The organism is Ruegeria sp. CDSC042 (genome assembly GCF_059610745.1).
In genome coordinates this window covers 80,875-105,608 of sequence record NZ_JBXWOF010000002.1, presented here as the reverse complement: position 1 = coordinate 105,608, position 24,734 = coordinate 80,875, and the positions used below count along the sequence as shown (strand labels likewise).

26 protein-coding genes are annotated in these 24,734 nt (G+C 59.6%); 13 read left to right on the top strand and 13 right to left on the bottom strand.

The features are described 5' to 3' along the window. Window positions 1–35: 35 nt before the first annotated feature. The 5 genes from AC2FHX_RS06180 to AC2FHX_RS06160 all read right to left on the bottom strand — a co-directional run bounded on the left by AC2FHX_RS06180 (window position 36) and on the right by AC2FHX_RS06160 (window position 5,692). Entirely contained in the window at window positions 36–596 is a 561-nt protein-coding gene (locus AC2FHX_RS06180; protein ID WP_496700957.1) for a hypothetical protein, read from the bottom strand. Continuing rightward, a complete protein-coding gene (locus AC2FHX_RS06175; protein ID WP_496730555.1) occupies window positions 583–2,421 on the bottom strand; it encodes a glycerophosphodiester phosphodiesterase family protein in 1,839 nt (612 codons plus the stop codon). Before AC2FHX_RS06175 ends, AC2FHX_RS06180 begins: the two co-directional genes overlap by 14 nt. A 63-nt stretch (window positions 2,422–2,484) precedes the next feature. Then, window positions 2,485–2,934, bottom strand: a complete 450-nt coding sequence (locus AC2FHX_RS06170) for a DUF6173 family protein (protein WP_496691825.1) — start codon at window positions 2,932–2,934, stop codon at window positions 2,485–2,487. A gap of 5 nt (window positions 2,935–2,939) precedes the next feature. Continuing rightward, window positions 2,940–3,986 carry an MBL fold metallo-hydrolase gene (locus AC2FHX_RS06165; RefSeq protein WP_496700961.1) on the bottom strand — a complete coding sequence of 349 codons (1,047 nt, stop codon included), beginning with the start codon at window positions 3,984–3,986 and terminating at the stop codon, window positions 2,940–2,942. Beyond that, the gene (locus tag AC2FHX_RS06160) at window positions 3,986–5,692 is read right to left on the bottom strand and encodes an acyl-CoA dehydrogenase (protein ID WP_496700962.1); all 1,707 of its coding nucleotides are present in this window, start codon (window positions 5,690–5,692) and stop codon (window positions 3,986–3,988) included. The genes AC2FHX_RS06165 and AC2FHX_RS06160 overlap by 1 nt, the downstream gene beginning before the upstream one ends. 138 nt (window positions 5,693–5,830) lie before the next feature. Between AC2FHX_RS06160 and AC2FHX_RS06155 the strand changes: the two genes are divergently transcribed. Then, a complete protein-coding gene (locus AC2FHX_RS06155; protein ID WP_496700964.1) occupies window positions 5,831–6,781 on the top strand; it encodes an L-threonylcarbamoyladenylate synthase in 951 nt (316 codons plus the stop codon). On the opposite strand, the gene AC2FHX_RS06150 is transcribed toward AC2FHX_RS06155, so the two are convergent. After that, a complete protein-coding gene (locus AC2FHX_RS06150; protein ID WP_496700966.1) occupies window positions 6,782–7,336 on the bottom strand; it encodes a YqgE/AlgH family protein in 555 nt (184 codons plus the stop codon). A 145-nt stretch (window positions 7,337–7,481) separates the two neighbouring features. Between AC2FHX_RS06150 and AC2FHX_RS06145 the strand changes: the two genes are divergently transcribed. Together AC2FHX_RS06145 and AC2FHX_RS06140 are read left to right on the top strand one after the other, a co-directional pair. Continuing rightward, window positions 7,482–8,294: a protein-disulfide reductase DsbD domain-containing protein gene (locus tag AC2FHX_RS06145; protein ID WP_496700968.1), complete on the top strand. Its 813-nt coding sequence runs from the start codon at window positions 7,482–7,484 to the stop codon at window positions 8,292–8,294. Between the two features lie 7 nt (window positions 8,295–8,301). Continuing rightward, window positions 8,302–8,718: an NUDIX hydrolase gene (locus tag AC2FHX_RS06140; RefSeq protein ID WP_496700970.1), complete on the top strand. Its 417-nt coding sequence runs from the start codon at window positions 8,302–8,304 to the stop codon at window positions 8,716–8,718. On the opposite strand, the gene AC2FHX_RS06135 is transcribed toward AC2FHX_RS06140, so the two are convergent. The 6 genes from AC2FHX_RS06135 to AC2FHX_RS06110 form a co-directional block, all read right to left on the bottom strand. Then, window positions 8,715–12,113, bottom strand: a complete 3,399-nt coding sequence (locus AC2FHX_RS06135; protein WP_496700972.1) for an efflux RND transporter permease subunit — start codon at window positions 12,111–12,113, stop codon at window positions 8,715–8,717. The two genes, AC2FHX_RS06140 and AC2FHX_RS06135, sit on opposite strands and share 4 nt — an antisense overlap. Window positions 12,114–12,118: 5 nt before the next feature. Continuing rightward, window positions 12,119–13,573 carry an efflux RND transporter periplasmic adaptor subunit gene (locus AC2FHX_RS06130; protein WP_496700974.1) on the bottom strand — a complete coding sequence of 485 codons (1,455 nt, stop codon included), beginning with the start codon at window positions 13,571–13,573 and terminating at the stop codon, window positions 12,119–12,121. Between the two features lie 104 nt (window positions 13,574–13,677). Next, entirely contained in the window at window positions 13,678–14,220 is a 543-nt protein-coding gene (gene moaB / locus AC2FHX_RS06125; protein WP_281972584.1) for a molybdenum cofactor biosynthesis protein B, read from the bottom strand. Window positions 14,221–14,226: 6 nt separating this feature from the next. Beyond that, a complete protein-coding gene (locus tag AC2FHX_RS06120; RefSeq protein ID WP_281972585.1) occupies window positions 14,227–14,847 on the bottom strand; it encodes a LysE family translocator in 621 nt (206 codons plus the stop codon). Further along, window positions 14,847–15,443 carry a metallophosphoesterase family protein gene (locus tag AC2FHX_RS06115; RefSeq protein ID WP_496700976.1) on the bottom strand — a complete coding sequence of 199 codons (597 nt, stop codon included), beginning with the start codon at window positions 15,441–15,443 and terminating at the stop codon, window positions 14,847–14,849. Before AC2FHX_RS06115 ends, AC2FHX_RS06120 begins: the two co-directional genes overlap by 1 nt. Next, window positions 15,443–16,207, bottom strand: coding sequence for a uracil-DNA glycosylase (locus tag AC2FHX_RS06110; protein ID WP_496701049.1), 765 nt, complete (start codon window positions 16,205–16,207; stop codon window positions 15,443–15,445). The genes AC2FHX_RS06115 and AC2FHX_RS06110 overlap by 1 nt, the downstream gene beginning before the upstream one ends. Window positions 16,208–16,247: 40 nt before the next feature. Between AC2FHX_RS06110 and AC2FHX_RS06105 the strand changes: the two genes are divergently transcribed. The 10 genes from AC2FHX_RS06105 to AC2FHX_RS06060 all read left to right on the top strand — a co-directional run bounded on the left by AC2FHX_RS06105 (window position 16,248) and on the right by AC2FHX_RS06060 (window position 23,702). Further along, window positions 16,248–16,907 carry a scavenger receptor class F, member 2 gene (locus AC2FHX_RS06105; RefSeq protein ID WP_496700978.1) on the top strand — a complete coding sequence of 220 codons (660 nt, stop codon included), beginning with the start codon at window positions 16,248–16,250 and terminating at the stop codon, window positions 16,905–16,907. A gap of 74 nt (window positions 16,908–16,981) precedes the next feature. Further along, window positions 16,982–17,917 carry an aspartate carbamoyltransferase catalytic subunit gene (locus AC2FHX_RS06100; RefSeq protein WP_142635354.1) on the top strand — a complete coding sequence of 312 codons (936 nt, stop codon included), beginning with the start codon at window positions 16,982–16,984 and terminating at the stop codon, window positions 17,915–17,917. Beyond that, window positions 17,914–18,432 carry a hypothetical protein gene (locus tag AC2FHX_RS06095; RefSeq protein WP_496700980.1) on the top strand — a complete coding sequence of 173 codons (519 nt, stop codon included), beginning with the start codon at window positions 17,914–17,916 and terminating at the stop codon, window positions 18,430–18,432. Before AC2FHX_RS06100 ends, AC2FHX_RS06095 begins: the two co-directional genes overlap by 4 nt. Beyond that, window positions 18,417–18,803, top strand: a complete 387-nt coding sequence (locus tag AC2FHX_RS06090; RefSeq protein WP_496700982.1) for a hypothetical protein — start codon at window positions 18,417–18,419, stop codon at window positions 18,801–18,803. Before AC2FHX_RS06095 ends, AC2FHX_RS06090 begins: the two co-directional genes overlap by 16 nt. Next, window positions 18,800–20,080, top strand: coding sequence for a dihydroorotase (pyrC, locus tag AC2FHX_RS06085; protein WP_496700984.1), 1,281 nt, complete (start codon window positions 18,800–18,802; stop codon window positions 20,078–20,080). The genes AC2FHX_RS06090 and pyrC overlap by 4 nt, the downstream gene beginning before the upstream one ends. Next, entirely contained in the window at window positions 20,080–20,688 is a 609-nt protein-coding gene (plsY, locus tag AC2FHX_RS06080) for a glycerol-3-phosphate 1-O-acyltransferase PlsY (RefSeq protein WP_142635346.1), read from the top strand. The genes pyrC and plsY overlap by 1 nt, the downstream gene beginning before the upstream one ends. An 81-nt stretch (window positions 20,689–20,769) precedes the next feature. Beyond that, complete coding sequence (locus tag AC2FHX_RS06075) at window positions 20,770–21,312, top strand: GbsR/MarR family transcriptional regulator (protein WP_496676669.1); 543 nt, start codon at window positions 20,770–20,772, stop codon at window positions 21,310–21,312. A 65-nt stretch (window positions 21,313–21,377) separates the two neighbouring features. Beyond that, window positions 21,378–22,214: a fatty acid desaturase gene (locus AC2FHX_RS06070; protein WP_496700986.1), complete on the top strand. Its 837-nt coding sequence runs from the start codon at window positions 21,378–21,380 to the stop codon at window positions 22,212–22,214. A 216-nt stretch (window positions 22,215–22,430) separates the two neighbouring features. Then, window positions 22,431–22,907 (top strand): YHS domain-containing (seleno)protein, encoded by a 477-nt coding sequence (locus AC2FHX_RS06065; protein WP_142635340.1) that lies wholly within the window; start codon window positions 22,431–22,433, stop codon window positions 22,905–22,907. A 261-nt stretch (window positions 22,908–23,168) separates the two neighbouring features. Then, entirely contained in the window at window positions 23,169–23,702 is a 534-nt protein-coding gene (locus AC2FHX_RS06060) for an outer membrane protein (RefSeq protein ID WP_271948532.1), read from the top strand. A gap of 44 nt (window positions 23,703–23,746) precedes the next feature. Here the strand turns inward: AC2FHX_RS06060 and AC2FHX_RS06055 are convergent, their stop codons facing one another. After that, window positions 23,747–24,730 (bottom strand): quinone oxidoreductase family protein, encoded by a 984-nt coding sequence (locus AC2FHX_RS06055; protein WP_496700988.1) that lies wholly within the window; start codon window positions 24,728–24,730, stop codon window positions 23,747–23,749. Between the last annotated feature and the right edge of the window lie 4 nt (window positions 24,731–24,734).

Here is a 24,734-nt window from a genome sequence, read left to right as displayed (position 1 = left end):
GTTGGATAATCGAAAATCCCGGGCCTGTCACCACGTCATTCGGGCGCAGGTGACACGGAGTTAAAGACCGAACACCCGCGATATCCGAACCCCCACCGCCAGGGCAGGCCCGAACAAGGCGCCCCGCCCAATCGCACCGCGCCATACATGGCCTCGGCGGTTATGGCATGGGCGGATCGTATCTGATCCGAAGTCATGTCATAGCGTTCGGCGTAAATTTCGGCGTTCTCATCCCCGTGTTGCCGCACGCAGGCTCTCAGGCTGTCATCGGCTGACAGGCGCGCGTCATAACTGTCTTCGGGGCGCAGGCCTCCGCCCGCGTGGTGATAGGCCCGATCATGGCTGACACAGCAACTCTCCCATGGGGGATGCGCCTCGAACAGGGCTTGAAAGCTGGGAAATGTGTCGGCCACAAAGCGCCAGCTGGCTGACAACCCGCCCGAGCAGCCATCCGTTTCAAACGGTGTCAATTCCGCAGCGCTCCGCTGTGCGATCAGCGCGCGATGGGCGGGCATCTCAAGACTGCGCATAAAGTCCTGCGCCCCGACTGGCGCCGCGATCAGCGCCAGAGAAACGGCCAGATTACGGGCTTTCATCGCGCATCGCATCGGTATCAACGGCCATGCCGAGCACCGTTGCCAGCCACAGCATCAGACGTTCTGCCGGCCCCATTTCAGCGCGGATACGCAAGACTTCTTTGGCCATTGCCGGTCGGTCCGTGATCAGCCCATCCACCCTCATCGAGGCCATGGCCGACATTTGCAACGGGTCATTCACCGTCCAGACATAGATATCCTTGCCCGCGGCCTGCACCGAACGTACCAGCCCCGGCGTGGCCATGGCGGCGTTGACAGCCACAAAATCCCCTTCGAGACCCGACAGATCGCCCACAGCGGTTGCCGCCAAAACCCCCGCTCGCCATTCAGGGCGCAGTGCCTTCATCTTTTGCACAGTTGGATATTTCAACGACATGGTGGCGATGTCATCCTCCATGCCGAATTCCTCGACCAAGGCCGCAACGCGGTTTTCCAGATCGACGTCATGACCGTAATATTTCAACTCGATGATCACCTTGGCCCTGCCTTTGGCCGCAGCCAGTACGTCGCGCAGTGTTGGCGTGCGTTCATCTGCGTATTCCGGGCCAAACCAACTGCCGATATCGATCTCGGCCACGTCTTCCATCGTGGCATCCCAGACCTTCAGGTTCACCCCGGCCAGCTTCATGAAATCGCTATCATGGGCGACGATTATCTCATCATCCGCCGTTTCCTGCACGTCGATTTCAACCCAGTCCGCCCCGTCCTCAATCGCCTTCAGAACCGAGGCCATGGTGTTTTCCGGCCGTAACGCAGCGGCACCACGGTGGCCGATCACCTCGGCCCTGTCAGGGGCCTGAACGCGTTCCAGCAGGGATTGACCGAACCAGAGCCCGACCAATACCGCCACCGCCGCAATGCCAACAGCACTCAGCAGACCAATGCGCAGATTGCCTGGCGCGGGATGTGGTGGTTCAGAGGTCCGGATCTCGAAAAAACCGTCCAGCAAAACCGCCAGTGCTCCCAGCGCGGTGGCTGCCAAAACCAGCCCGGCCAACGACCAGAGCCCGGCGACCAGGAGGCTGTAGACAAGCGCCAGCCGCAGATGCTCTGCCCCCTGCAGGGGCACCAACGCGAATAATGATCCCGCGCCCCAAGCGATCAGCGCGGCAAGAACTGCCCTCAGCCCCAGCCAAAACACCAGTGCGATCTTGAGCCGCCCGCGCTTGCCCTCCATCCGATCCGCGCTGACCTGGAAAGCATCAGCCGGTGGCAGGTTTTCGAACAGAACCAGATGCAGTCCCAGCGCCCATGCGGACAGCTTGCGGATCAGCACCCATGCCATGACCAGCACCACAGCTCCGATCAGCGCAACGGCGATCCAGAAAGACGGCGGATGGAAGGTCAGGTAATAGTTGATGTCATACTCGGTCAGCGTCCACCAGGCGATCAGAGCAGCGATAGCGGCGAAAGGCAGGATCAACAGGATGATCCGCAGAACCAGGCGTGCAGCAAATCCAAACAGCGCAGGCAGGCGCGACAGGATCAACTTGATCGCCGCGCTCCCCGCGCGCCACGGATCGCTTTCACCCATCCTCAGCGACCCGGCCATGACCGAGAAGACAAAGACCTCGGCCAGCAGGAACAGGCTGAGCATTGCGATTGCGACCGCAAACCCCAGCGGTGACAGGATGAACGCGGCAATATCCTGATCCGTCAGGGCGGTCTGGCTGGAGAGCGAAACTGCTAGGTTCACCGCAATCGCCACGCCCGGCGCAATCAGCGCAATCAGCAACAGGCGCACGGCGACATAGATCGGCACAAAGACCCGGCGGCGTGCCCACGCGCCCTTGTATGCTTTTGTAACGGCAGAGAAAGTGGCCACGTTGCGCCCCCCAAATGATTGATTCATTCAAGGCTGCGCAGACGTGAATTGCAAGTCAGGCTATCAGTTTTCTTCGAGATCAGCCGCCAGCCGGAATCCGATGCGATTGGCGGGCTTATCCTCGACCGACTTGGGCAGCGCTCGCAGCATCACATTCAACTGGCTGACATGCTGCACGAGTTGGGTTCGCGCCCCGGACCCATCTGCGCCGTAAAAAGTGATGATATCAGGGTCGAAATAGCCCATTCCTTCGATCCGCATTACCCCGGCATCGCCGCCAGTAAATCCCATGGCGACCTCATGATCCGCATCCAGCGTATTCTCGAAATTCTGGATATACAGGATCAACCGTTCATAGGCCCATTGCGCCGAGCTTTTGGTGGCTACGGGCTTTTGCAACTGGCCGGGCAGATCCTTGGCGCCGGATTTCGTATCCGGGTTGGCATGCACCTCGTAACATCGGGGCAATGCTGCTGATTCCGCTGCCTCGGCTGAGGTTTCGATCTTGTCCATGCCTTCTACCCTTTGCGCTGAAACTCCCACGCCCCGTCCGCGCGCCGCGTTCGGGTAACAGCACCAATGTGGTGGAGATGGTTCAGATGTGCAACTGCTTCGACCAGAGCAAGCCCATACTCTCCTTCACCGATCTGGCGTTTGAACAAGGGCACAAAGCATTCAGCAGCGGTTTTGGGCTGATCCAGATAATTCTGCAGACGGTCCAGCGCGCTGTGGTGGTTGTCGATCAACTGCCTCATCCTGACCGGCAGGCCGGTAAAGGGCAGTTTATGCCCGCCCAGCGCCAGATGATCCGGGCGCGCCAGGTCTTGCAGGCGCTCGCAGGCTTCCATCCACTCCGCCACTGGATCCGCCATGGGCTCGGTAACATAGACGCCCAGATTGGGGCTGATCGAGCTGAGAACCTGGTCGCCCGTGATCACCAGATTATCGTCACGGCTCCAAAAAGTTGCATGTTCGGGAGCGTGGCCATTGCCCATATGAACATCCCAGTCGCGCCCACCCATACGAATGACACTGCCCTGTTTGATCCGGGTAAAGCCCAGCGGCATCGGATAGACCGTGTCGCAGAAATTGAAGGGCCGTTCTGTCATCCTTTTGGCAAGGAAATCGGCATCCATCCCGGCGCTTCGGTAATAATCCAGCGTTTCCTGCGGCCAGTTTTCCTGCACATCCAGCGTCAGCATCCGTGCAAACAGCCATGCAGTACGCGACGTGACCAGCTCGGCCCCGTGTTCAGATTGAAACCAACCGGCATTGCCAACGTGATCGGGATGGTGATGGGTCACCACCACGCGCGTCACGGGTTTGCCCCCCAGCGGTCCCGCCATCAGGTCCGCCCAAATACGGCGCGTCTTGTTCGAGGACATGCCAGTGTCGATCACCGTCCATCCGTCGCCATCATCCAGCGCATAGATATTGACGTGATCCAGCGCCATAGGCAGCGGCAACCGCATCCAAAGCACGCCTTCGGCAATTTCAACGGCCTCGCCCAGGGCCGGAGCCTCGGGCCAAGGATAGCGGATCGTCAAATGTGTATCACCGTCCATCAGGCAGCTACCATTTCCTCGGCGCTGAGAGCAAAGACGTCATCTGCACCGTTCTGCGCCTGAACCAAAAGCCCCGAAAACTCAGGCAACAACGCATTGATATAAAAGCGTGCCAGCTTGAAACGGGTGCCGTTTGGCTCGGCAAGGGCCGCCTTGAGGTGATAGTGACCGCCCAGAACGCGGGCGAATGCCTTCAGATAGGGCACGGCGCCAGCAAATCGCGTGTTCATGTCGGACTGCGATATCAGCCACTCGGTCGTTTCACGCAGGCTTTCCGTGGCCTCCCAGACAGGACCCGCCAGTTCCGGCATCGACCCACGCGCACGTTCGGCGTGATCCTCGATTTCGTCCAGCAAACGGGACGCCGCTTCGCCGCCATCCATCATCTTGCGTGCGACAAGGTCCATGGCCTGAATGCCGTTGGTGCCCTCGTAAATCGCGGTCACACGGACGTCGCGATAGAACTGTGCCGCGCCGGTCTCCTCGATAAAGCCCATACCGCCATGGACCTGCACGCCTTCTTCCGAAACCCGCATACCGGTTTCGGTACCGAAGGCCTTGTTTATCGGCGTCAACAAGGCCGCGCGCGAAACCCAGTCCGCGTCGCCTGTTGCATTGGCCATATCGATCGCGGCTGCGTTTGCAAGCATGATCGCACGCGCAGCAAAAGTATCCGCACGCATACTCATCAGCATCCGGCGTACATCGGCGTGATCGAGGATTGTGCCCGAAGGTGTCTTGCCTTGCTTCCGCTCAAGCGCATATTCTAGGGCCTGCTGATAGGCGCCTTCGGCGGCACCGATACCCTGTCCGCCGACGCCCAGTCGCGCGTTGTTCATCATGGTGAACATCGCAGCCATTCCGCCATGTTCCTTACCCACAAGCCAACCTTTGGCGCCATCATACTGCATCACGCAAGTTGGCGAACCATGCAGACCCATCTTGTGCTCGAGCGAAACCACTTTCAGGTCATTTGCCACACCCGGATTGCCATTCTCGTCCGGCAGGTATTTGGGCACCAGAAACAGCGATATTCCCTTGGTTCCGGGAACAGCATCGGGCAGGCGTGCCAACACCAGATGGCACACGTTTTCAGCAAAATCGTTGTCACCCCAGGAAATGAAGATCTTCTGACCAGACACCGAATAGGTGCCATCTCCATTCGATTCTGCCTTCGACGTCAGCGCACCCACATCCGATCCGGCCTGAGGCTCGGTCAGGTTCATCGTGCCCGACCATTCACCAGCGATCATTTTGGGCAGGTACAGGTTCTTCAGCTCATCACTTGCGTGGTGCTCCAGTGCTTCGATCTGGCCCTGCGTCATGAGCGGCGCCAGTTGCAGTGACAGGCAGGCCGCAGACATCATCTCGTTGACGGCAGTGGTCAAGGTCATCGGCAGCCCCATACCGCCATATTCGGGATCAGCGCTCATGCCGATCCAGCCCCCCTCGGCAATAGCGTTCCAACCGTCGCTAAATCCTGGCGAGGTACGCAACACGCCGTTTTCCAGACGCGCGGGCTCTAGGTCTCCGTTCCGCTGAAGCGGCGCCATGACTTCTTCGCAGAGTTTTCCAGCCTCGGTCAGGATGGCGCTGACGACGTCTTCGCTTGCTTCCGCGAACTTGTCGGTTGCTGCGATACGATCAAAATCAACCGCATGGCGGAACAGAAATTCGTAATCTGCAACTGGTGCGCGATAGGGCATAATATTACCTCGGGGCTGTCTTGAACGGTCCGCGACGCCGGGGTTGGAAATCCGCTGACTCGCCGTTATTCATCTGGGTTTGAACGATTACGTACCCATCCTTATGCTACAAGCAATCAAAACGCGGCGTCACTCACAATGATCTCTAACGGTACACTCGAACTGTCAGCCGACCAGGCGGGAATTGCTCAGGCTGCGGATCTTTTGAGGCAGGGACAGCTGGTCGCTTTCCCGACTGAAACGGTCTATGGGCTGGGTGGGGATGCTCGCAACGGAGAGGCTGTCGCCAGCATCTATGCCGCCAAGGGCCGGCCCAGTTTCAACCCTCTGATTGCGCATGTCGCATCGGTAGAGTCCGCGCGCAGGTTTGTTGAATGGTCAGATCAGGCCGAGGCTTTGGCACATGCGTTCTGGCCCGGCCCGCTGACTCTGGTTCTGCCGCTGCGGGAAGGGCACGGTGTATCGTCGCTTGTCACTGCCGGGCTGGATACATTGGCGGTTCGGGTGCCTGCGCATCCTTCGGCCCGGGCTATTCTCGAGATGTTCGACGGGCCGGTCGCTGCGCCCTCGGCCAACCCTTCTGGACAGATCAGCCCGACAACAGCCGCGCATGTCCGCGCCGGTCTGGACGGGCGCATCGCTGCCATTCTGGATGACGGTCCCTGCGGTGTCGGGCTGGAATCCACCATTGTCGGCCTCGCTGGAGAATCCGCTTTGCTACGCCCCGGAGGGGTGGCTTTGGACCAGATCGAGGCAGCTCTCGGCACGGCATTGCATCTACACCAATCGGGCGACACGCTAACAGCACCCGGACAGATGCTGTCGCATTACGCCCCGGACGTGGCGGTCCGGTTGCACGCGCAGACTACACATGGTGACGAGATTCTCTTGGGATTTGGACCGGTCGAATGCGACCTGAACCTGTCCGCTGATGGTAACCTGACCGAGGCAGCGGCCAATCTTTTTGCCGCTTTGCACAAGCTCAACAGCACCGGACGCCCGATTGCCGTGTCCCCTATTCCGGACCACGGATTGGGCGCCGCTATCAACGACCGGTTGCGCCGGGCTGCAGCACCGCGTGACAGTTGATCAGGCGCGCCCTGCACTGGCCGACAGAGTCAGAGGATCGACGCCCAACGTTGCCAGCGCCGCCTCCCATTTCTGATCATCGGGGACATCGAACACCAGCTTCGAATCCGCATCGGTTGTGAGCCATCCGTTCATCGCGATCTCATCCTCAAGCTGCCCGGGTCCCCAGCCTGAATACCCTAGCGTCAGCATAGAATTCAGCGGCCCTTGCCCCGAGGCCAGGTCTTCAAGCACGTCCAATGTTGCTGTCATGCTGAAATCATCCGAAATCTGCAGGGAATGGAGGTTCGCGTCATAATCGGCGCTGTGCAGGACGAATCCGCGCGACATCTCGACCGGGCCGCCGAAATGCACCAGACGCTCACCCACGATCGGGATACGGCAAGCGATGTTCAACTGACCCAGCAGCGTCTTTATGCGTAAATCCGAAGGTTTGTTGATGATCAGACCCATCGCGCCATCGTCGCCATGGCTGCAAATATAGACAACCGAATGATCGAAACGCGGATCGCCCATCCCAGGCATCGCAATCAACAGTTTACCGGTCAGATCCATAAGACGACATCTCTTGCTGAGCTCCCATCAACAATGCCCCCGCAGTCCCGGTATTGGCAAGGGACCAGCGGCGATTTCGCTAGATTTCATTCGAGTGACCCGAACGTGACTTGGAATTCGCCTCGAGACCACGCATTTATAGGGTATGAACATTCACAAGACATTTCTGGCAGCCGCCCTTGCCGTGACCGTTGGCGCGATTGGACCGGCATCTGCACAAGTGGTCGGCTCAGTCGCCGAATTGGATATCCTGGATGGCGGGCGCACAGCAAATGGAGCCTATCTTGGGGCGCTGCGGGTGACCCTGCAGGACGGCTGGAAGACCTATTGGCGGGCGCCGGGCGATGCAGGTATTCCGCCACAGTTCGACTGGAATAGATCAACCAATGTCGGCAGCGTGTCGATCACATGGCCCGCGCCGGATGTCTTTGATCAGAATGGCCTGCAGTCGATTGGATACCAAAATCAAATGGTCCTCCCTGTCGAAATTTTGCCGAAGAACCCGGCCAAACCCGTGCGGCTGAAAGGCACGGTGGATCTGGGGGTCTGCAAAGACGTCTGCATCCCGGAACGTTTGGGCTTCGATCATACCCTGAACGCCGAAGCAGAGCGCAACCCGACGATCGCGGCGGCACTGGCCAAGCGTCCCTATTCCGCCAAAGAAGCCCGGGTCGCCAACGCGCGGTGCCACCTGACCCCGACGTCTGACGGAATGCAGATCGAGGCGCGCGTCACCATGCCTTCCGCCGGTGGCCGCGAGGTTGCCGTGATCGAGCCCGGCAACCCCGAGCTGTGGGCCTCGCAAACCGACGCCAAACGGCAGGGCGGTACTCTGGTCGCCACATCCGAGGTGATCAACGCCTCGGGCGGTCCGTTTGCGCTGGATCGCTCAAAGATCCGGATCACTGTTCTGGGGGCCAATCACGCGGTGGACATTCTGGGGTGCAGCGCTGGCTGATCCCATGATGCAAACTCCGAAAATCGGTGCGCTTGCGGTCGTCATTCATGACGGGCACGTCCTTCTGGTTCAGCGCAGCAAACAACCCGATAAGGGGCTGTGGGGCTTTCCCGGCGGCCATGTGGAATGGGGTGAAACCGTCCTGCAGGCAGCACAGCGGGAACTGCGCGAAGAAACCTCGGTCATTGCCGAGCCATTGCGGTATCTGGACAATCTGGACCTGTTGCGCCGCGACGCTCAGGGCGCGGTTCTGTCTCATTACCTGTTGGTCGGCGTGGCCTGCCGCTATCAGACCGGGCAGCCGGTTGCGGGGGACGACGCGATGGATGCGCGCTGGTTTCCACTGGAGTTGATCCGGCAAGGCGATTTGCCCATGAGCGACCGGGTCACAAACCTGTTGGAAACCGCCCTACGTCAGGGCTAGGCAGCGCGCCCTTTGAGACGGGCATAGAGCAGGCTCGACAAAGCAATGCTCACCACCAGAATAACAGTGGCACCGGCGGCGAAAGCCCCGAGCCCCATGCGCAGGACCGAGGGACCCTCTGGCCCGGCATAGAGCGCGGAAACAAGACCCGGCGGAGAGCCGGTCACCGCAGGCCAGATCATCGTCAACGCAAACCAGAGCATCAAGGCAAACCCGGTGGCAACAAGCGCCCCCTGCACCACCCGATCCGGCGCCCGAATTGCGCGACGCATGGCCGTCATTGGCCGCGACAGATCGTTCAGGATCCCCAGCAGGGCAGGAACGAGTAGCAATACTAGCACCATCCCAAACGCCAACCCATAGACCAGCGTGATCACGGTCGGTTTGAGGAACTGTGCCTGCTGCGATCCTTCGTACAACAGTGGGGTCAGGCCCAGAACCGTGGTCAGCGTCGTCAGCATCACTGGCCGCAATCTGTCCGATGTCCCCTCGACGATGGAGGGCATCAGCCCACGAGTCTGCTGATACTCGTCAATCGTCGTCACCAGAACAATCGAGTCGTTGATGATGATTCCGGTCATCCCAAGCAGGCCAACGACCGTGAACATGCTGAGCGGAACCTCCCAGATATAATGACCCCAAATGGTTCCGACCAAACCAAACGGAATGATCGCCATCACTACCAATGGTCGGGTCCAACTGGCAAAGACCCAGGCCAGCACCAGATAGATGCCTGTCAGGCACAGGATCAGACCAGTACGGGCTTCGGACAGAAACTCTTCTTCCTGCTCGCTCAGACCTGCCATGGTCCACTCGACCTGACGTGTGGCTGCGATATTGGGTAGAATTTCCTCGCTCATCGCACGGGCGATCTCGGCCGCGCGTGTTGGATCATCCTCGGAGATATCGCCATAGACCGAAATCACCCGCAGTCCGTTTTCACGCCGCACGGTCGAGAATCCGGATTTACGCTGAACCGAAACGATATCGGCCAACGGGACATAGACTCCATCAGGCGTGCGCATCAGTGTGCGTTCCAGGAAATCGGCGGTCAGTTCTCCTTCAGGCATTTCAACCCGGATCTCGGCACTGCGCGGGCCATCCGGGAAGGTCGCGGCCTCAATCCCGTTCAGACGGTCCCGCAGCACCCGGCCCAATGTTTCGATCCGAAAGCCCAGCGCCTGTCCCTGCGCGGTCAGATCCAAAATGTATTCTTCCTTGTCATAGGCCAGATTGTCTTCCAGCGCTGAAACCTCAGGGTATTTCGAAAGCGCGACCTGCAAGTCCTCGGAAGCCGTTTTAAGCGTGCTCACATCGGCGCCGTAGAGCTGCACGTCAATCGCATCTCCTCCCGGACCAGACCGCCAGCCCCTGAAGCTGAGCAGCTCAAGTTTGGGATGGCTTGGCGCCATTTCCTGCAACTCTCCGACAAACTCGAAGCTCGAATAGGGGCGCAGGTCGGCATCTATCAACTCGATCGAAATCCCGCCCAGCAAATCCGTGTCCTTGCCATCCGCTGCCGAAAGTGCACGGCCCGCGGATCCCCCGATCTCGGCCAGCACGTAATCAATGGGGTTGCGCCCGTGCCGCTCTTCATAGCGTTGGCCAAGCGCCTCTACCGAGGCCTGTAGTTGGTGCATCATGGCCAACGTATCCGCGCGGCCTGCGCCCTCGGCCATGATAAAATTGCCTGTAACCGATCCACGCTCGGGCGCATTGAAGAACCGCCAGTTCACGTCCCCGCGTATGAACAGGGAAATCTGGCTGGCCAAAATGACAATCATCGCCGACACCACCACATAGCGCGCCCAGATTACCCAGGCGATCAGCGGTCGGAACAGCGTATCGCGCACCCAGCGAAACCCCTTGTTCACCACACGGTTCGGCAGATCATACCAATGTTCCTTGGCAGAGTGCGCAATCGCATGGGCCATATGGTTGGGCAGGATCAGAAAGCACTCGATCAGCGAGGCGATCAACACCGCTATCACCGTGAAGGGGATGTCGCGGATCAACTCTCCGAAACGGCCACCAATCGCAGTCAGGCCGAAAAAGGCGATAACCGTGGTCAGCGTCGCAGCAAAGACCGGCATCGCCATGCGACGTGCGGCGCGTTCGGCGGCCACCATTGGTGGCTCACCCAGCCGTCGCGCGCGAAAATCGGCATGTTCACCCACAACGATGGCGTCATCCACGACGATACCCAGAGTGATAATCAAGCCGAACAACGACACCATGTTGATCGACAGGCCACCAATATACATGAACGCAATCGCTGCCGACATTGCCACCGGGATACCCGCGGCAACCCAAAAGGCAATCCGCGCATTCAGAAACAGAAACAGTAGGCAGACCACAAGACCCAGCCCAACCAGCCCGTTATCGACTAGAATATCCAGCCGGTCGGTGATCGCTTGCGCCCGTGTCCGGATCAACTCGGCCTTTACGCCCTCGGGCAGGCTGGCTTGCATCTGCGAGACGACATCTTCGACCGTGTGTTGAATTTCTATCGCGTCGCCCAGATTTGACCGGTCCACACGAACGGACATTGCCGGATTCTTGCCAACAAAATAGCTACGATTTCTGGTGACACCTTCAATCTGGATCTGCGCCACGTCACCGATCAACAGCTTTGAGCCATCGGCGAAATTGCGCAGCGTAATCCCTTCGATCTCTTCCGGGCTGCGCTTTTCGGTGCCGGTGCGAATGCGCGCATTGGCCCCTGTCACATCCCCTGCCGGATTGGCGTTGACCTCGGCAGCGATGGCTAAGGCGATCTCGGATAGGGTGATGTCGTTGGCGATCAGCTGTGCTGTGGGCACCTCGACTACAACGCGCGGCGCGGCGAGGCCCCGGATCGTGGTGCGGGTCACGCCAACAGCGAACAAACGGTTGATCAGCTCATCGGTGAACTTGGCCAGCTGTTCAGGATCGACAGGGCCGGTGACGACAACATCCGTGACGCGATCGCGCCAGGCACCGCGTCGGATGGTCGGCTCATCAGCGTCGTCTGGCAGGTTGGTGACACTGTCGACCGCTGTTCTGACCTCTTCGACCGCGCGAGACATATCCCAGTTCGGCTCGAACTCCATCCGGATCTGGGCTGTGCCCTCGCGCGAAGTCGAAGAGGTGCTGGACACGCCTTCAACGGCCAGAAGGGCCGGCTCCAACAACTGAACGATGCCATTATCGACATCTTCAGGGCCAGCTCCATCCCAGCTAACGCTGACATCCACCCGTTCAAGGATCACATCGGGAAAGAACTGCGCCCGCATATTCGGGATGGCAGCCGCGCCCAGCACCAGCATAACTAGCAGTAGCAGGTTGGCGACCGTCCTGTGACGCGTGAAATAGCTGAGTATCCCCCCAGCCGCGCCGGGAATTTCGCGCATCATCGCGCCTAACCTCCGGCTCGGTTTTCAATGCTGCGCACCAACGACGCGGGAACCTTGGCTTCGCCCAGTTGGCCCAGCACGCGGGCTTTGACATCTTGAGGCAATGCATCACTGGCTTCGACCTGCGCCACCAGCTGGGCACGCTGTTCCTCGGACAGCTCGACCATATCCGTCTGGCCCCCTGCGCTGGCCTCATCCCGCAGCGGCCTGACCCGGACACCGGCCCCAAGCAGAGGCGTTCGACCAATGACAACCTCGCGACTTTCCAACCCCCGCCCGCGCAGCAGCACCTCATCACCCTGACGGCGGATCAACTGCACTGGTAGAACCTCAAGCCGGTCATCCTTGCCCAGAATCAGAACCGTCCCTGCTGAATCCAGAACCGAGGACGGCAGGCGCACCACGTTCTCAAGCGGCTGTTCCTGAACCGAGACTGTCACGAAATCACCGGGCTTGAATCCCGAAGTATCCTCGAGCAAGGCATAAAGCAGGCGACCGGTTTGCCCTTCTCCGGCCGAGCCGCTATCGCGGCTTATGCGGCCCTGTGCCGCAAGATCTGCTCCTGTGACCTCTAGCGATACAGTGACCGGGGAATTGATCAGATCCCCTTCAGCATCCAGCAGGCGCACGAATTGCGCGGTCGAGACGCGAAAGGCCACCTCAAGTGCTTTAGGATCAACCAATTCGGCCAGTTTTTCGTTGGCTGACACCAGGCGACCCTCAACCAAAGTCACGTCGGTCAATGTTCCCCCAAACCGAGCGTGGATGGTCATGTCTTCCAAATCACGTTCGGCAGCGGCAAGCGCGATACGGGCGCGGGCCAGCAAAGTCGTTGCCTGATCGACGCGCGATTCCGCCTGTGCCAGCGCGATCCTCCGGGCCAAAACAGATTGCTGAGCCGATGCCTCGGCCAGTTCCGCCTCTTCCACGGATGCCGCCGCGCCCACTCCCCGGCTTTTCAAGTCTTTTTGACGCTGCAGGGCACGGCCCCGCAATTCGGCCTGCGCCTCGGCCGAGTTCAGCTCATCCTGCGCCAGCAGCAGCGACCGTTCGGCATCGCGTTCCTCAAACTGAGCATCCAGCAGGTCCGACTTGGCGCGGTCCAGCGCCGATTGTGCATCCGCCGGATCAAGCTCGACCAGAACCTCTCCTGCAGTGACAGCACCGCCATCTTCGAAATCTTCGGACAAGGTTATCACACGGCCACCAAGCGCTGCACGCAGTTCCAGGCGGCGGCGGCTTTGCACCTCGCCAAATGCTTCAAGATAAGGCGTTACGGTTTCCACTTCGGCATGCCGGACAGTAACCGCAAAAATCCGCTCCCGCGCCTGCGGAGCGGCATCCTCGCGCGTCAGAACATCCTGCACTGCACCCGCGATCATCTGAACCGCCACAAACAAGAGTGCCAACGTCAAGGACGTCAGGAAAACTCCGGCAAGGCTCTGCCTCAGAAAGCGCATTTACTATCACCCCGTTCGCATCAGGCTAGCATTTCAGAAGGTAGCTTTGCCCCGAAAAATGCCAAGCCACAAAGCGGTAATACACATTTGAACGTGTAACCAGCTTACTTCCGTCGCAGATGTTCGTCCAATCTGGGCATAATTTCCACGAAATTGCAGGGCCGGTGACGATAATCGAACTGTTTTAGCAATATTCCATCCCAGGCATCCTTGCAGGCACCGGGGCTGCCGGGCAATGCAAACAGATAGGTGCCCCCGGCGACGCCACCTGTGGCGCGCGACTGGACGGCAGAGGTGCCGATCTTTTGCAACGACAGGATTGTAAAAACCGTGCCGAACGCGTCGATTTCCTTCTCGTAGACATCCCGATGCGCCTCGACTGTAACGTCGCGCCCTGTCAGGCCGGTACCCCCGGTCGAGATGACGGCATCTATTTCAGGATCTGCGATCCACACGCGCAGCTGTTCTGAAATCTGGGCGCGCTCATCCGGAAGGATCTTGCGGTCCGCGACCAAATGGCCCGCCGCCTGAATCCGATCCACCAAAGTCTGTCCCGATCGGTCCTCGGGCAGCGTCCGCGTATCCGAGACAGTGAGGACGGCGATCCGAACTGGAATGAATTTTTTGCTTTCGTCGATGCGTGACATATGACGTCAGGCCCTTTCCATAATCGCAAGCCGAATGGCGAGCGCCGTAAAAATCCCTCCGGTCACCCAGCCCATGAAACGCGAGGCACGCGGGTTCGAGACCAAGACTCGGCCCGCGCCACCGGCAAACATGCCGACCATCCCGTTCACCACAAAGCCGCCCACCGCGATGATGAGGCCAAGGGTCAGGAACTGCGGCAAGATTGGCCCCAAGGTCGGGTCCACAAATTGCGGGATGAAGGCCAGCACGAACAGGATGACCTTTGGATTGGTGAGATTGACCAGCAGCCCATCACGAAACGCAAGTTTCCCGCTATGTGCCGGTGCCTCGGCCGGCACGGCACCGTTTTGGATCGAACGCCAGGCCAGATACAGCAGATAGGCCACCCCCAACCAACGGATCACATCAAACAGCCAGGGCAGCGTCGATACCACCGCGCCAAACCCAAGCCCAGCCAGCAGGACATGCACCATCGACCCTGCAGAAATACCGGCGCTGGCCGCAAGCGCGGGCCGTGCGCCTTTGCGCAGGCCCTGCCCAAAGCAGAACATCATATCAGCTCCGGGTGTGAGGTTCAGAGCGAGCGCAGCCGGGATAAACGCCAGAAGGGTCACAGTTTCGATCATCAATGCAGCTCAAACCAATTTGGTCTGGGCCCCAGATTGGCCACCTGGGTGCGCCCGATTGCCCCGCGATACCCCCAGCTGTCATGGATATGGCCATGCAGAGAAAGCTGCGGCTGCACCCGCTCGATCGCGTCGCGCACCGCGACCGAACCGACAGCGCCACCCATCGACGTGACATCGCCATGCCCTTTGGGCGGAGAATGCGTAATCAGAATATCGGCAGCGTCGCACCGATCCAGCAACTCGGCGGCCTCGGCCTCGGTCAGATCGCAGGACCAACCGCCAAAAGGCGTCACGGGCACACCATATCCCAGACCAAACAGGCGCACCCCGTCCACAGTCATCCCGGTGCCATGCAGCACGTGGACACCTTCGGGCACAGCCGCTGTCAGCTCTTGGACGCTTTCGGCATTGCCGGGGGTTAGGACCAGAGGGGCCAAAATGCCCGCAAGCATCTCCATCGCCTGATCCAGCCCTTGCCGCATATTGCAGAAATCACCAGCACCGATCACCAGATCCGCCTCGGCGCTGGCGGCAACCAATTCTACCGCCCGACTGCGCGCCATATGCAGGTCGGAAAAGGCCAGGATGCGCATCACTTGCCCTCCAGCCGGGCCTTCAACTCCAACAGATCTGCCCAGGCCTGCCGTTTCATTGGCGGTTGCCGCAGCAAGTAAGCAGGGTGAAACATCGGGATGACCGGCAGCCCCCAAGCCTGATCCCACTGGCCGCGCAACCGAGTTATACCGCGTTTGCCCAGCACCGCCTGACAGCTGATATTGCCCATCACGACCAGAACCTCGGGCTTGGCCAATGCGACGTGGCGCTCCAGAAACGGCTTCATCATGCCGATCTCTTCGGGCTTGGGATCCCGGTTCTGCGGGGGCCGCCAGGGCAGAACATTGGTGATATAGACGTTTTCGGCACGGTTCAGCTCAATCGCGGACAACATCCTGTCCAGCAACTGCCCGGCCCGGCCAACAAAGGGCTTGCCCTCGCGATCTTCATCCCGGCCCGGAGCCTCGCCTATAATCATCACCCGAGCACCCGGCGTCCCGTCGGCAAACACCAACTGGCGCGCACCACGTTTCAAATCGCAATGATCAAACGCATCCATCGCAGCGCGCAACTGGTCCAGCGATCCAGCAGTCTTGGCGACTGAATCGGCAATCGCCAACGCATCGACCGGCTTGGGCTTTTCCGGCGCCGTTTGTACCGCTGTGGGCTTTTTGGATTTGGGCGCAGTGTCGGGCAACGCATAGCGGTTCACCGGGATATCCCCGATCGCATCCGTCGCGCCCAGTTCAATCTGCCAGTCCAGCAGAGCCCGCGCTGTGTGAAAGTCCAAAGCCGATTCCATAGACCTCAATCTAACCTCCTTTTGACCGAGGGAAAGCGAATTGGCCTTGATTGCGCGCTCGGTCGCACCGACCATTGGGGCAATCATGCTGATCATGTTTCGAATCCTCTCAATTTGGGCGCTGCTGGCCTTGGCCAGTGGGCCTGTCTCGGCGCAGCTATTTGACCGAAATGATCAGTGTAGCGCGGGGCAGTTCGCCTGTGGCAGTCGGTGCTGTTCCGGTGGGCAAAGATGCAGTTTCGACAATCATTGCATCCCGCTGGGCGGCACCTATTGCGGCGGCGGCCGCAGCTGCGGGCCGTTCGAGCGCTGCGTGGCAGGCGGGTTGCGCTGCGCACCCAAAGGGGCCAACGCATGCACGACGCGTCTGGACTGCCCCGGCGATAGCTTTTGCAACGCGCGCGGGGAATGTCAGCGAAACACCCCCGAATTCGACCCGAATTCAGCAACCGACGGCAGCCCCATCACCTGTGAGGACGGGCTGACCTGTGCGGCCGGATCATCCTGCCTGCCAGGCGGAGGATGCGCACAGCCCGGTTGGTTCTTGTGCGAGAAAACCGGATCACAATGCCGCCCCGGATTCAAATGTTCGAACCATCAAGGATGTGTGCCGGTTAAGGCGATCGACTGCGGCTATGGCAAATGGTGCAAACCCGGCGAACAGTGCTTGCCCGAGGGGGGGTGCGAGAAACTGCCCTAACGCCTTGATCCCAAGGTTGCCTTGAGCGGCGCGGCTTTCTATAAGCGGGCCGATTGTCAGACAGGAGTCCGCCCATGCGTTTCGCCCATCGTCACCTTCTTGGCATCGAGCACCTGTCCCAATCCGATATTACTGCCATTCTTGATCTGGCCGAGACCTATGTCGAGATGAACCGGCAACCGAACAAGCACTCAGATGTGCTGGCCGGGCTGACGCAAATCAACATGTTCTTTGAGAACTCGACCCGTACTCAGGCCAGTTTCGAACTGGCAGGCAAGCGGCTGGGTGCAGATGTGATGAATATGGCAATGCAGGCCAGCTCGATCAAAAAAGGCGAGACGTTGATCGACACGGCGATGACGCTGAACGCGATGCATCCTGACCTTTTGGTGGTGCGGCACCCGCATTCCGGCGCGGTTGATCTGTTGGCGCAGAAGGTGAATTGCGCCGTACTGAACGCAGGCGACGGGCGGCATGAGCACCCGACACAGGCGCTGCTGGATGCGTTGACCATTCGCCGTGCCAAGGGCCGCCTGCACCGGCTGAACATCGCGATCTGCGGCGACGTCGCCCATTCCCGCGTGGCGCGGTCGAACCTGATCCTGCTGGGCAAGATGGAAAACCGCATTCGCCTGATCGGCCCGCCAACGCTGGTCCCCAGCCAATTTGCCGAGTTTGGAGCCGAGATCTATGACGATATGAACGAAGGCCTTCAAGACGTCGATGTCGTGATGATGCTGCGCCTTCAGAGAGAGCGGATGGATGGCGGGTTCATCCCCTCGGAACGTGAATACTATCATCGCTACGGGCTGGATGCCGCCAAACTGGCGCAGGCCAAACCCGATGCCATTGTAATGCATCCCGGCCCAATGAACCGCGGGGTCGAGATTGACGGAACGCTAGCCGATGATATCAACCGCTCGGTCATTCAGGAGCAGGTTGAGATGGGTGTCGCCGTCCGCATGGCTGCGATGGAACTGCTGGCCCGCAATCTGCGCGAGGCCGCATGAGCGATCTGGTCGTCGCATCCCATGAACACGGCGTTATCCGCCTGTTCGCGCTCGACATGCGCCCGGAAGAGGCCAAGTTTCTGCGCGAACCCGGAGCCGTCGATCAGATTCTAGGGGTAGCGGGGCTGGATCCCGAACAGGTTGACGTCTTTCCGGTCTCGGACCTCGAAGACCTTGGCCTCTTTGGCTATCTGACCGAGGGCTGCGACGTGTACGCAGATCAGCTGGACCGCACAGCGCTGGATGCGATTGACGGCTGGGTTCTGGTGGTCCGCAGCGCCGCATTTCGCGGTCGTGCAGCCGCTTTGCGCCCCGACCGCAGGCTGCGCCTGATCGGCCTGTACACCGAAGAAGCAACAAGCTGGGCAGGTGGCCGGATTGAGACGGAAAGCGCGAAACCGTATTCGGCGCCGCAATCCGCACCGCAAAATGACAGACCGCGTCGCATGGGCTCTGCGGTTCTGGCGCTGCTGATCCTTCTGGTTATCGGAGGTGCCCTATGGCTGATCCTGTGACTTTCCCGCCCGACAAAGGGGCCTATATCCGCACCAACACGTGGATGGCAGCCGCGGCTATGGCAGGGGCCATGATCATCCTTTGGCTGATCGGTAATCCCTATGTGTGGACCGGCGCGCCAGCGGGCCTTGCTGCAATCGGCATTCGTGCGTGGTATCTGGCCTCAGAAGAGCTGACGGCCGCATGGGAAATGACAGACACTACTCTGACCGGCCCTGGCCCGCGCAAAGTGGCGCTGAACCAGATCGAGGCTGTTAAAACCATGGGTAGCTTTGTTCAAATCGTCACAAAAGGCGGGGACAAGCACCTGATCAAGTATCAGGCAGATCCCGCCGCTACCAAAGCCGCTATTGAAAGGGCCATGGCATGAGCAATCTGATCTTCACCAACGGCCGCCTGATCGACCCCGAAACTGGCGCGGACGCACCGGGATGGGTGCATGTGGCTGATGGCCGTATCGTGGCCAAGGGCGAAGGTGCGGCCCCGTCGATTGACGCGCAGGTCATCGACTGCGGCGGGCATTGCCTGGCACCGGGCATCGTCGATCTCGGCGTCAAGGTTTGCGAGCCGGGCGAGCGGCACAAGGAAAGCTATAAATCCGCAGGCCTGGCGGCGGCGGCAGGGGGTGTGACCACGATCGTGACGCGCCCCGATACCTTACCCGCCGTGGACACGCCGGAAACGCTGGAATTTGCGACCCGGCGCGCACAGGCGGATGCCCCGGTCAACGTGCTGCCCATGGCGGCCCTGACCAAAGGGCGCGAGGGGCGCGAGATGACCGAGATCGGATTTCTGCTGGATGCCGGTGCCGTCGCCTTTACCGACTGTGATCATGTCATTGCAGATACCAAAGTGTTCACCCGCGCGCTGACCTATGCGAAATCCTGCGGTGCGCTGGTGATCGCCCACCCTCAGGAACCGGGGCTGAGCGCTGGCGCCGCCGCCACCAGCGGCAAATTCGCCGCCTTGCGCGGGTTGCCCGCCGTTTCCCCAATGGCCGAGCGTATGGGGCTGGACCGCGACATTGCGTTGCTGGAAATGACCGGTGCGGCCTATCACGCCGATCAGATTACCACCGCCCGCGCCCTGCCCGCGCTGGAACGGGCCAAGCGGAACGGGCTGGACATCACTGCTGGCACCTCGATCCACCATCTGACGCTGAATGAGCTGGACGTGGCCGACTATCGCACCTTCTTCAAGGTCAAACCTCCGCTGCGGTCGGAAGATGACCGGCGGGCTGTCATCGAAGCGGTGCGGGCAGGTCTGATCGACACGATCAGTTCCATGCACACGCCACAGGACGAAGAAAGCAAACGCCTCCCGTTTGAAGAGGCGGCCTCGGGCGCGGTGGCGCTGGAGACGTTGCTGCCTGCGGCTTTGCGCCTGTACCATTCTGATCAACTGGACTTGCCGACTCTGTTCCGCGCGATGGCTCTGAACCCAGCTAAACGACTGGGTCTGGACAGCGGTCGCTTGTCTGAGGGCGCGCCGGCCGACCTGGTTCTGTTCGACCCGGATGTGCCCTTTGTGCTGGACCGGTTCACGCTTAGATCCAAATCGCAGAATACGCCATTTGACGGCCAGAGGATGCAAGGTAAGGTCACCGCAACCTTTGTGGCAGGCCAAGAAGTATACCGGAGACCCTGATGCCCCTGATCGACAGTACGATGACCCAGCTGATCCTCTGGGCCGCGATTGGATACCTGATGGGGTCGATCCCCTTTGGCATGATCATCGCCAAGGTGATGGGACTGGGAAATCTGCGCGATATCGGGTCGGGCAATATTGGGGCGACCAATGTACTTCGCACCGGCAACAAGGCCGCCGCCGCGCTGACTCTGATCTTTGACGCCGGGAAAGGGGCCGCTGCCGTCTTGCTCGCCCGTGCCATGGCCGGGGAAGACGCCGTACAGGTCGCCGCATTGGCCGCGTTTCTGGGCCACTGTTTTCCAGTCTGGTTGGGCTTCAAAGGTGGCAAGGGTGTCGCGACCTTTCTGGGCCTCTGGCTAGCGCTTGACTGGGGCGTGGGCATTGCCTGCTGCATAACTTGGCTGGTGGCCGCTGCCATCTGGCGGATTTCGTCGCTTGGGGCCCTTGCAGCAGCGTCCCTGTCTACAACCTGGGTCATGGTTTTGAGTGACGGGTCGACGTTTATTCTGGGAATCGTCCTGACATTGCTTGTGTACTGGCGCCATGCCGCCAATATCTCGCGCATCAAAGCTGGCACCGAACCCAGGATCGGGTCCAAGACCTGATATCCGCCTGAGTTAATTGGTTCTTGATCGAATCAATTCTATCTGTAATTTCTGTCATTACAGAAATTACTGGATACAATTATGCACCTTACTGAATCCATGCGCGACTTTATCCTCCATTGGGGAGAAATGGGTACCAAGTGGGGTGTGAACCGCTCGGTCGCGCAAATCCACGCTCTATTGCACATCTCGCCCGAACCGATGACTGCAGATGAGATCTGTGAAACGCTCGGGCTGGCCCGCTCGAACGTCTCGACCGGGCTGAAGGAACTGCAAGGCTGGAAGCTGATCAAAGCCAGCCGAAACCTGGGTGACCGGCGCGATCACTTTCATTCGATCCGGGACATGTTTGACCTGACCAAAGCTGTGGTTGAAGGCCGCCGCGAACGTGAATATGCGCCCACTCTGGCCGCGCTGCGTATCGTTGCCCAAGAGGCTCAGAATGACGGCACCTCGCCCAAAGTGCGCCAGCGGATTGATGAGACGCTAGAGACCATGCAGATGTTCGACGACTGGTATGTCGATGTGAACCGTCTACCTCGCCGCGTTCAACTGGCAATCGTCAAACTTGGCGGACGCATCGCCCGGCTGCTGCCCAAGGGACAAGGGGACAAGTCGCCCTAAAAATTTTACCCTCAAATTTCCCTCAATACAGAAATCTCAGAATATGATGTAAGAAGGAGCATGACATGATCCAGCCCAAACGCCCGCCCGAACGCGCCCCGAAAGGCATCCAATGGGCCGACCTGGTTCCCCTGAACCGCTGGGACAAGATCAAGGAACTGATGCTACCGCTGCCTTGGTTGCTGCTGTCTCTGACGCTCTACAGCACTGCCCTCTGGCCACTTGGTGCTATGGCCAGCTTTCTGTTCTTTCTGTGCGCCCTGCGCCTGAACCACGAAGCGATCCATGGCAATCTCGGGCTGTCGCGGCGGCAGGATTCCTTGGTGATGCATGTGCTCAGCGCGCTTATGTTGGGTTCTAATCACGCTTTCTGCCAATGCCACCTGCTGCATCACAAACACGCCATGGGTCCGGGCGATTGCGAGGGGAATTGCGGGCACATGACCCTGGCGCAGGTCTTGGTATACGGACCCCGGTTTCCCTTCGACATCAACCGTGCGGCCTGGCGGGTCGCCAACGTCAAGGCCCGTCGCCGCATCCTGATCGACTGGGGGCTGGTGCTTGCCGTGATCGCCGCTGCTGTGCTGAGCGGATCGCAAACCTTGCTGCTGCACGTGGCTGCGATGAGCACAGCCCAATGCCTTGCCGCCCTGTTTGCGGTCTGGATAACCCATCAGGGCACGCATAACAGTGGCGTTGCCGCGCGCAGTCAGCGCGGGGTGCTGGCGCGGCTGGCCTATCTGATGTTCTACCACCGCGAACATCATCTGTTCCCGAAGGTTCCTGTCAGCCGGTTGCCCGTTCTTGCGGATCGGCTGGAACGTTCGGTTGCGGGATATGCCGCAAGTCGCAAGCCGGTCATCGGCTGGCTGGAACCCCGCCGGTTCCGGGTTGAACCCTAATCCTTGCTGGTACGCGCACCCAAGGATCCTGAGCGGAAACGCACAGGATCCGTTTGCCAGCACACAATCACCTTTAGTTGTTTTGAACGTGATCAATACGCTGCCCACTTCGGGGTCGTGGCGGCCAATTACCGACCGCACGGAACAAAACAATCAGGGTTGCCCAGACTCAATTACGGAATCCCCCGGCAGTCCGATTCACGAAAGGTGAAAACAATGAACAAGATCAAATCCCTTATCGGCGGCGTCGCGCTGTCTGTTGCCATCGCAAGCTCAACCCTGGCTGCAGGCGTCGAACTGAACGCAAGTTCGACCGGTCTGGCGCTGCAGGGCTATGACCCGGTCGCTTACTTCACCGCTGGCGAAGCCACCAAGGGCGATTACCGCATCACTGCGCTGCACAACGAAGCCTTGTACCGCTTTGCCTCGGAAGAAAACAAAGTCGCGTTTGAAGAAAACCCCGATGCCTACCTGCCTGCATATGGTGGCTATTGCGCATTCGGCACCGCGATGGGCTTCAAGTTTGACGGCGACCCGAACTACTGGAGAATCGTCGACAACAAGCTGTACCTGAATCTGTCCGCAGATATTCAGGAACGTTGGGAAGGCGACATCCCCGGCTTTAACGAGCGCGCCGACACCAACTGGAAAGATATCGCCGACAAGAGCCCTTCGGAATTGCAGGCGCAATAATCCGCCCAAGAAAAACACCGGATCGGCGGCAGTTCACCCTGCCGCCGATTACCATTTGAAACCGCCATTTTTCACCCTAGTTGTTCAAGCAGGAACGAGCCCAAAAAACGTGGGCCAGTGCCCCGAAGCGGCGGCACAGAGAACACGTACGGAAACAGCCAAAAAACAGCGATCCGGTCGTCAGACCGGGCCCTGGCAATACCACGTACAAATGAGCAGCACAGGTTTGCTGAAGACCAATTCGAAAGAAAGGTTAACAGAATGACAGGTAGATTTTTTATTGCGGCCTTTATCGCCTCTATTGCGGCCGGAGGCGCCTCGGCGCAATCCTCGGGCAACTGGACGGGCTTTTACGGCGGCCTTCAGGTCGGCTATGCCGATATCGACACCAATGTTTCGGGCGTCGACGGTGATGGCGCGATTGGCGGTATCGTGTTGGGATATGATTATGATCTGGGGGATTGGGTTGTCGGTGGCGGTTTTGACTATGACTGGACCAGCATTGAACTGACCCCCGGCGTCGAGGTCGAAGACGTTTGGCGCCTGAAAGCACGCGCCGGATACAAAGTGACTCCGGTGGGGCTGCTATATGGTATCGGGGGCTATGCCGAGGCGAGTACGGACAATCTTGGCAGTGACGATGGTTGGTTCATCGGCGCTGGGTATGAACAAATTGTCGCCCCCAATGTCAGCGTTGGAGGCGAAATCCTGTATCACGAATTCAACGATTTCGATTCGACCGGAATTGATGTGGACGCGACCACAATCCAGGCCCGCGCCACCTACCGGTTCTAAGAAAACAGTGACGGAACCCGGCACAAACGCCGGGTTCCTTTCATTTACAGCTCAAGAACAGTGCTGCCTGTGGTTTGGCGCGCCTCAAGTGCGCGATGGGCCTCGGCCACCTGATCCAGCGGGAACCTCTGATCAATGTGGATTTTGATCTCGCCGCCTTCGACCTTGTTGAACAGGCGCCGCGCCATGGCCTGACAGACCGCGTGGTCCGAAATATGTGTGAAGAGCGTTGGCCGCGTTATCTTGAGCGATCCTTTCTTGGCCAGAATGCCAATGTCGATCAGAGGCACCGGGCCAGAGGCATTGCCGAACGAGATCATCATGCCAAGCGGTTTCAGGCTGTCGAGCGATCCGTCAAACGTGTCCGACCCGATGGAATCCATCACCGCGTCTACGCCTTTGCCCTTGGTGATCTGCGCAACGCGCTCGGCAAAGTTCTCGGTCCGGTAATTGATGCAATGCGCGGCACCATTGAACTGCGCCAAACTGCATTTTTCATCGGTTCCGGCAGTACCGATCAACGTGATCCCTTCGGATTTGGCCCATTGGCAGGCAATCAAGCCAACACCCCCGGCAGCTGCATGAAACAGCACGGTATCCCCGCGTTTCAGCGGTGTGGTGCGATGAAACAGATATTCGACTGTCATCCCCTTGAGCATCATCGCGGCCGCCGCATCAAAAGAAATTCCATCCGGAAGCGGGCACACCTGTGCGGCGGGCATGACCCGTGCCTCGCAATAGGCTCCGGGCGGAGAGGCAGCATAGGCCGCGCGCTGCCCGAGTTCCAGATGCGTTACACCTTCCCCGACGGCTTCGATCACGCCAGCGGCCTCCATGCCCAAAGCCTGAGGCAGATCCAGCGGATACAGCCCAGTGCGCTGATATACATCAATGAAATTCAGCCCGCAGGCATGATGACGAATACGAACCTCACCGGGGCCGGGTTCACCAAGTGGGCGATCTTCGATCTTCAGAACCTCGGGGCCGCCGTGTTCATGGATGACGACGGTTCGTGCCGTTTTCTGCATGTTG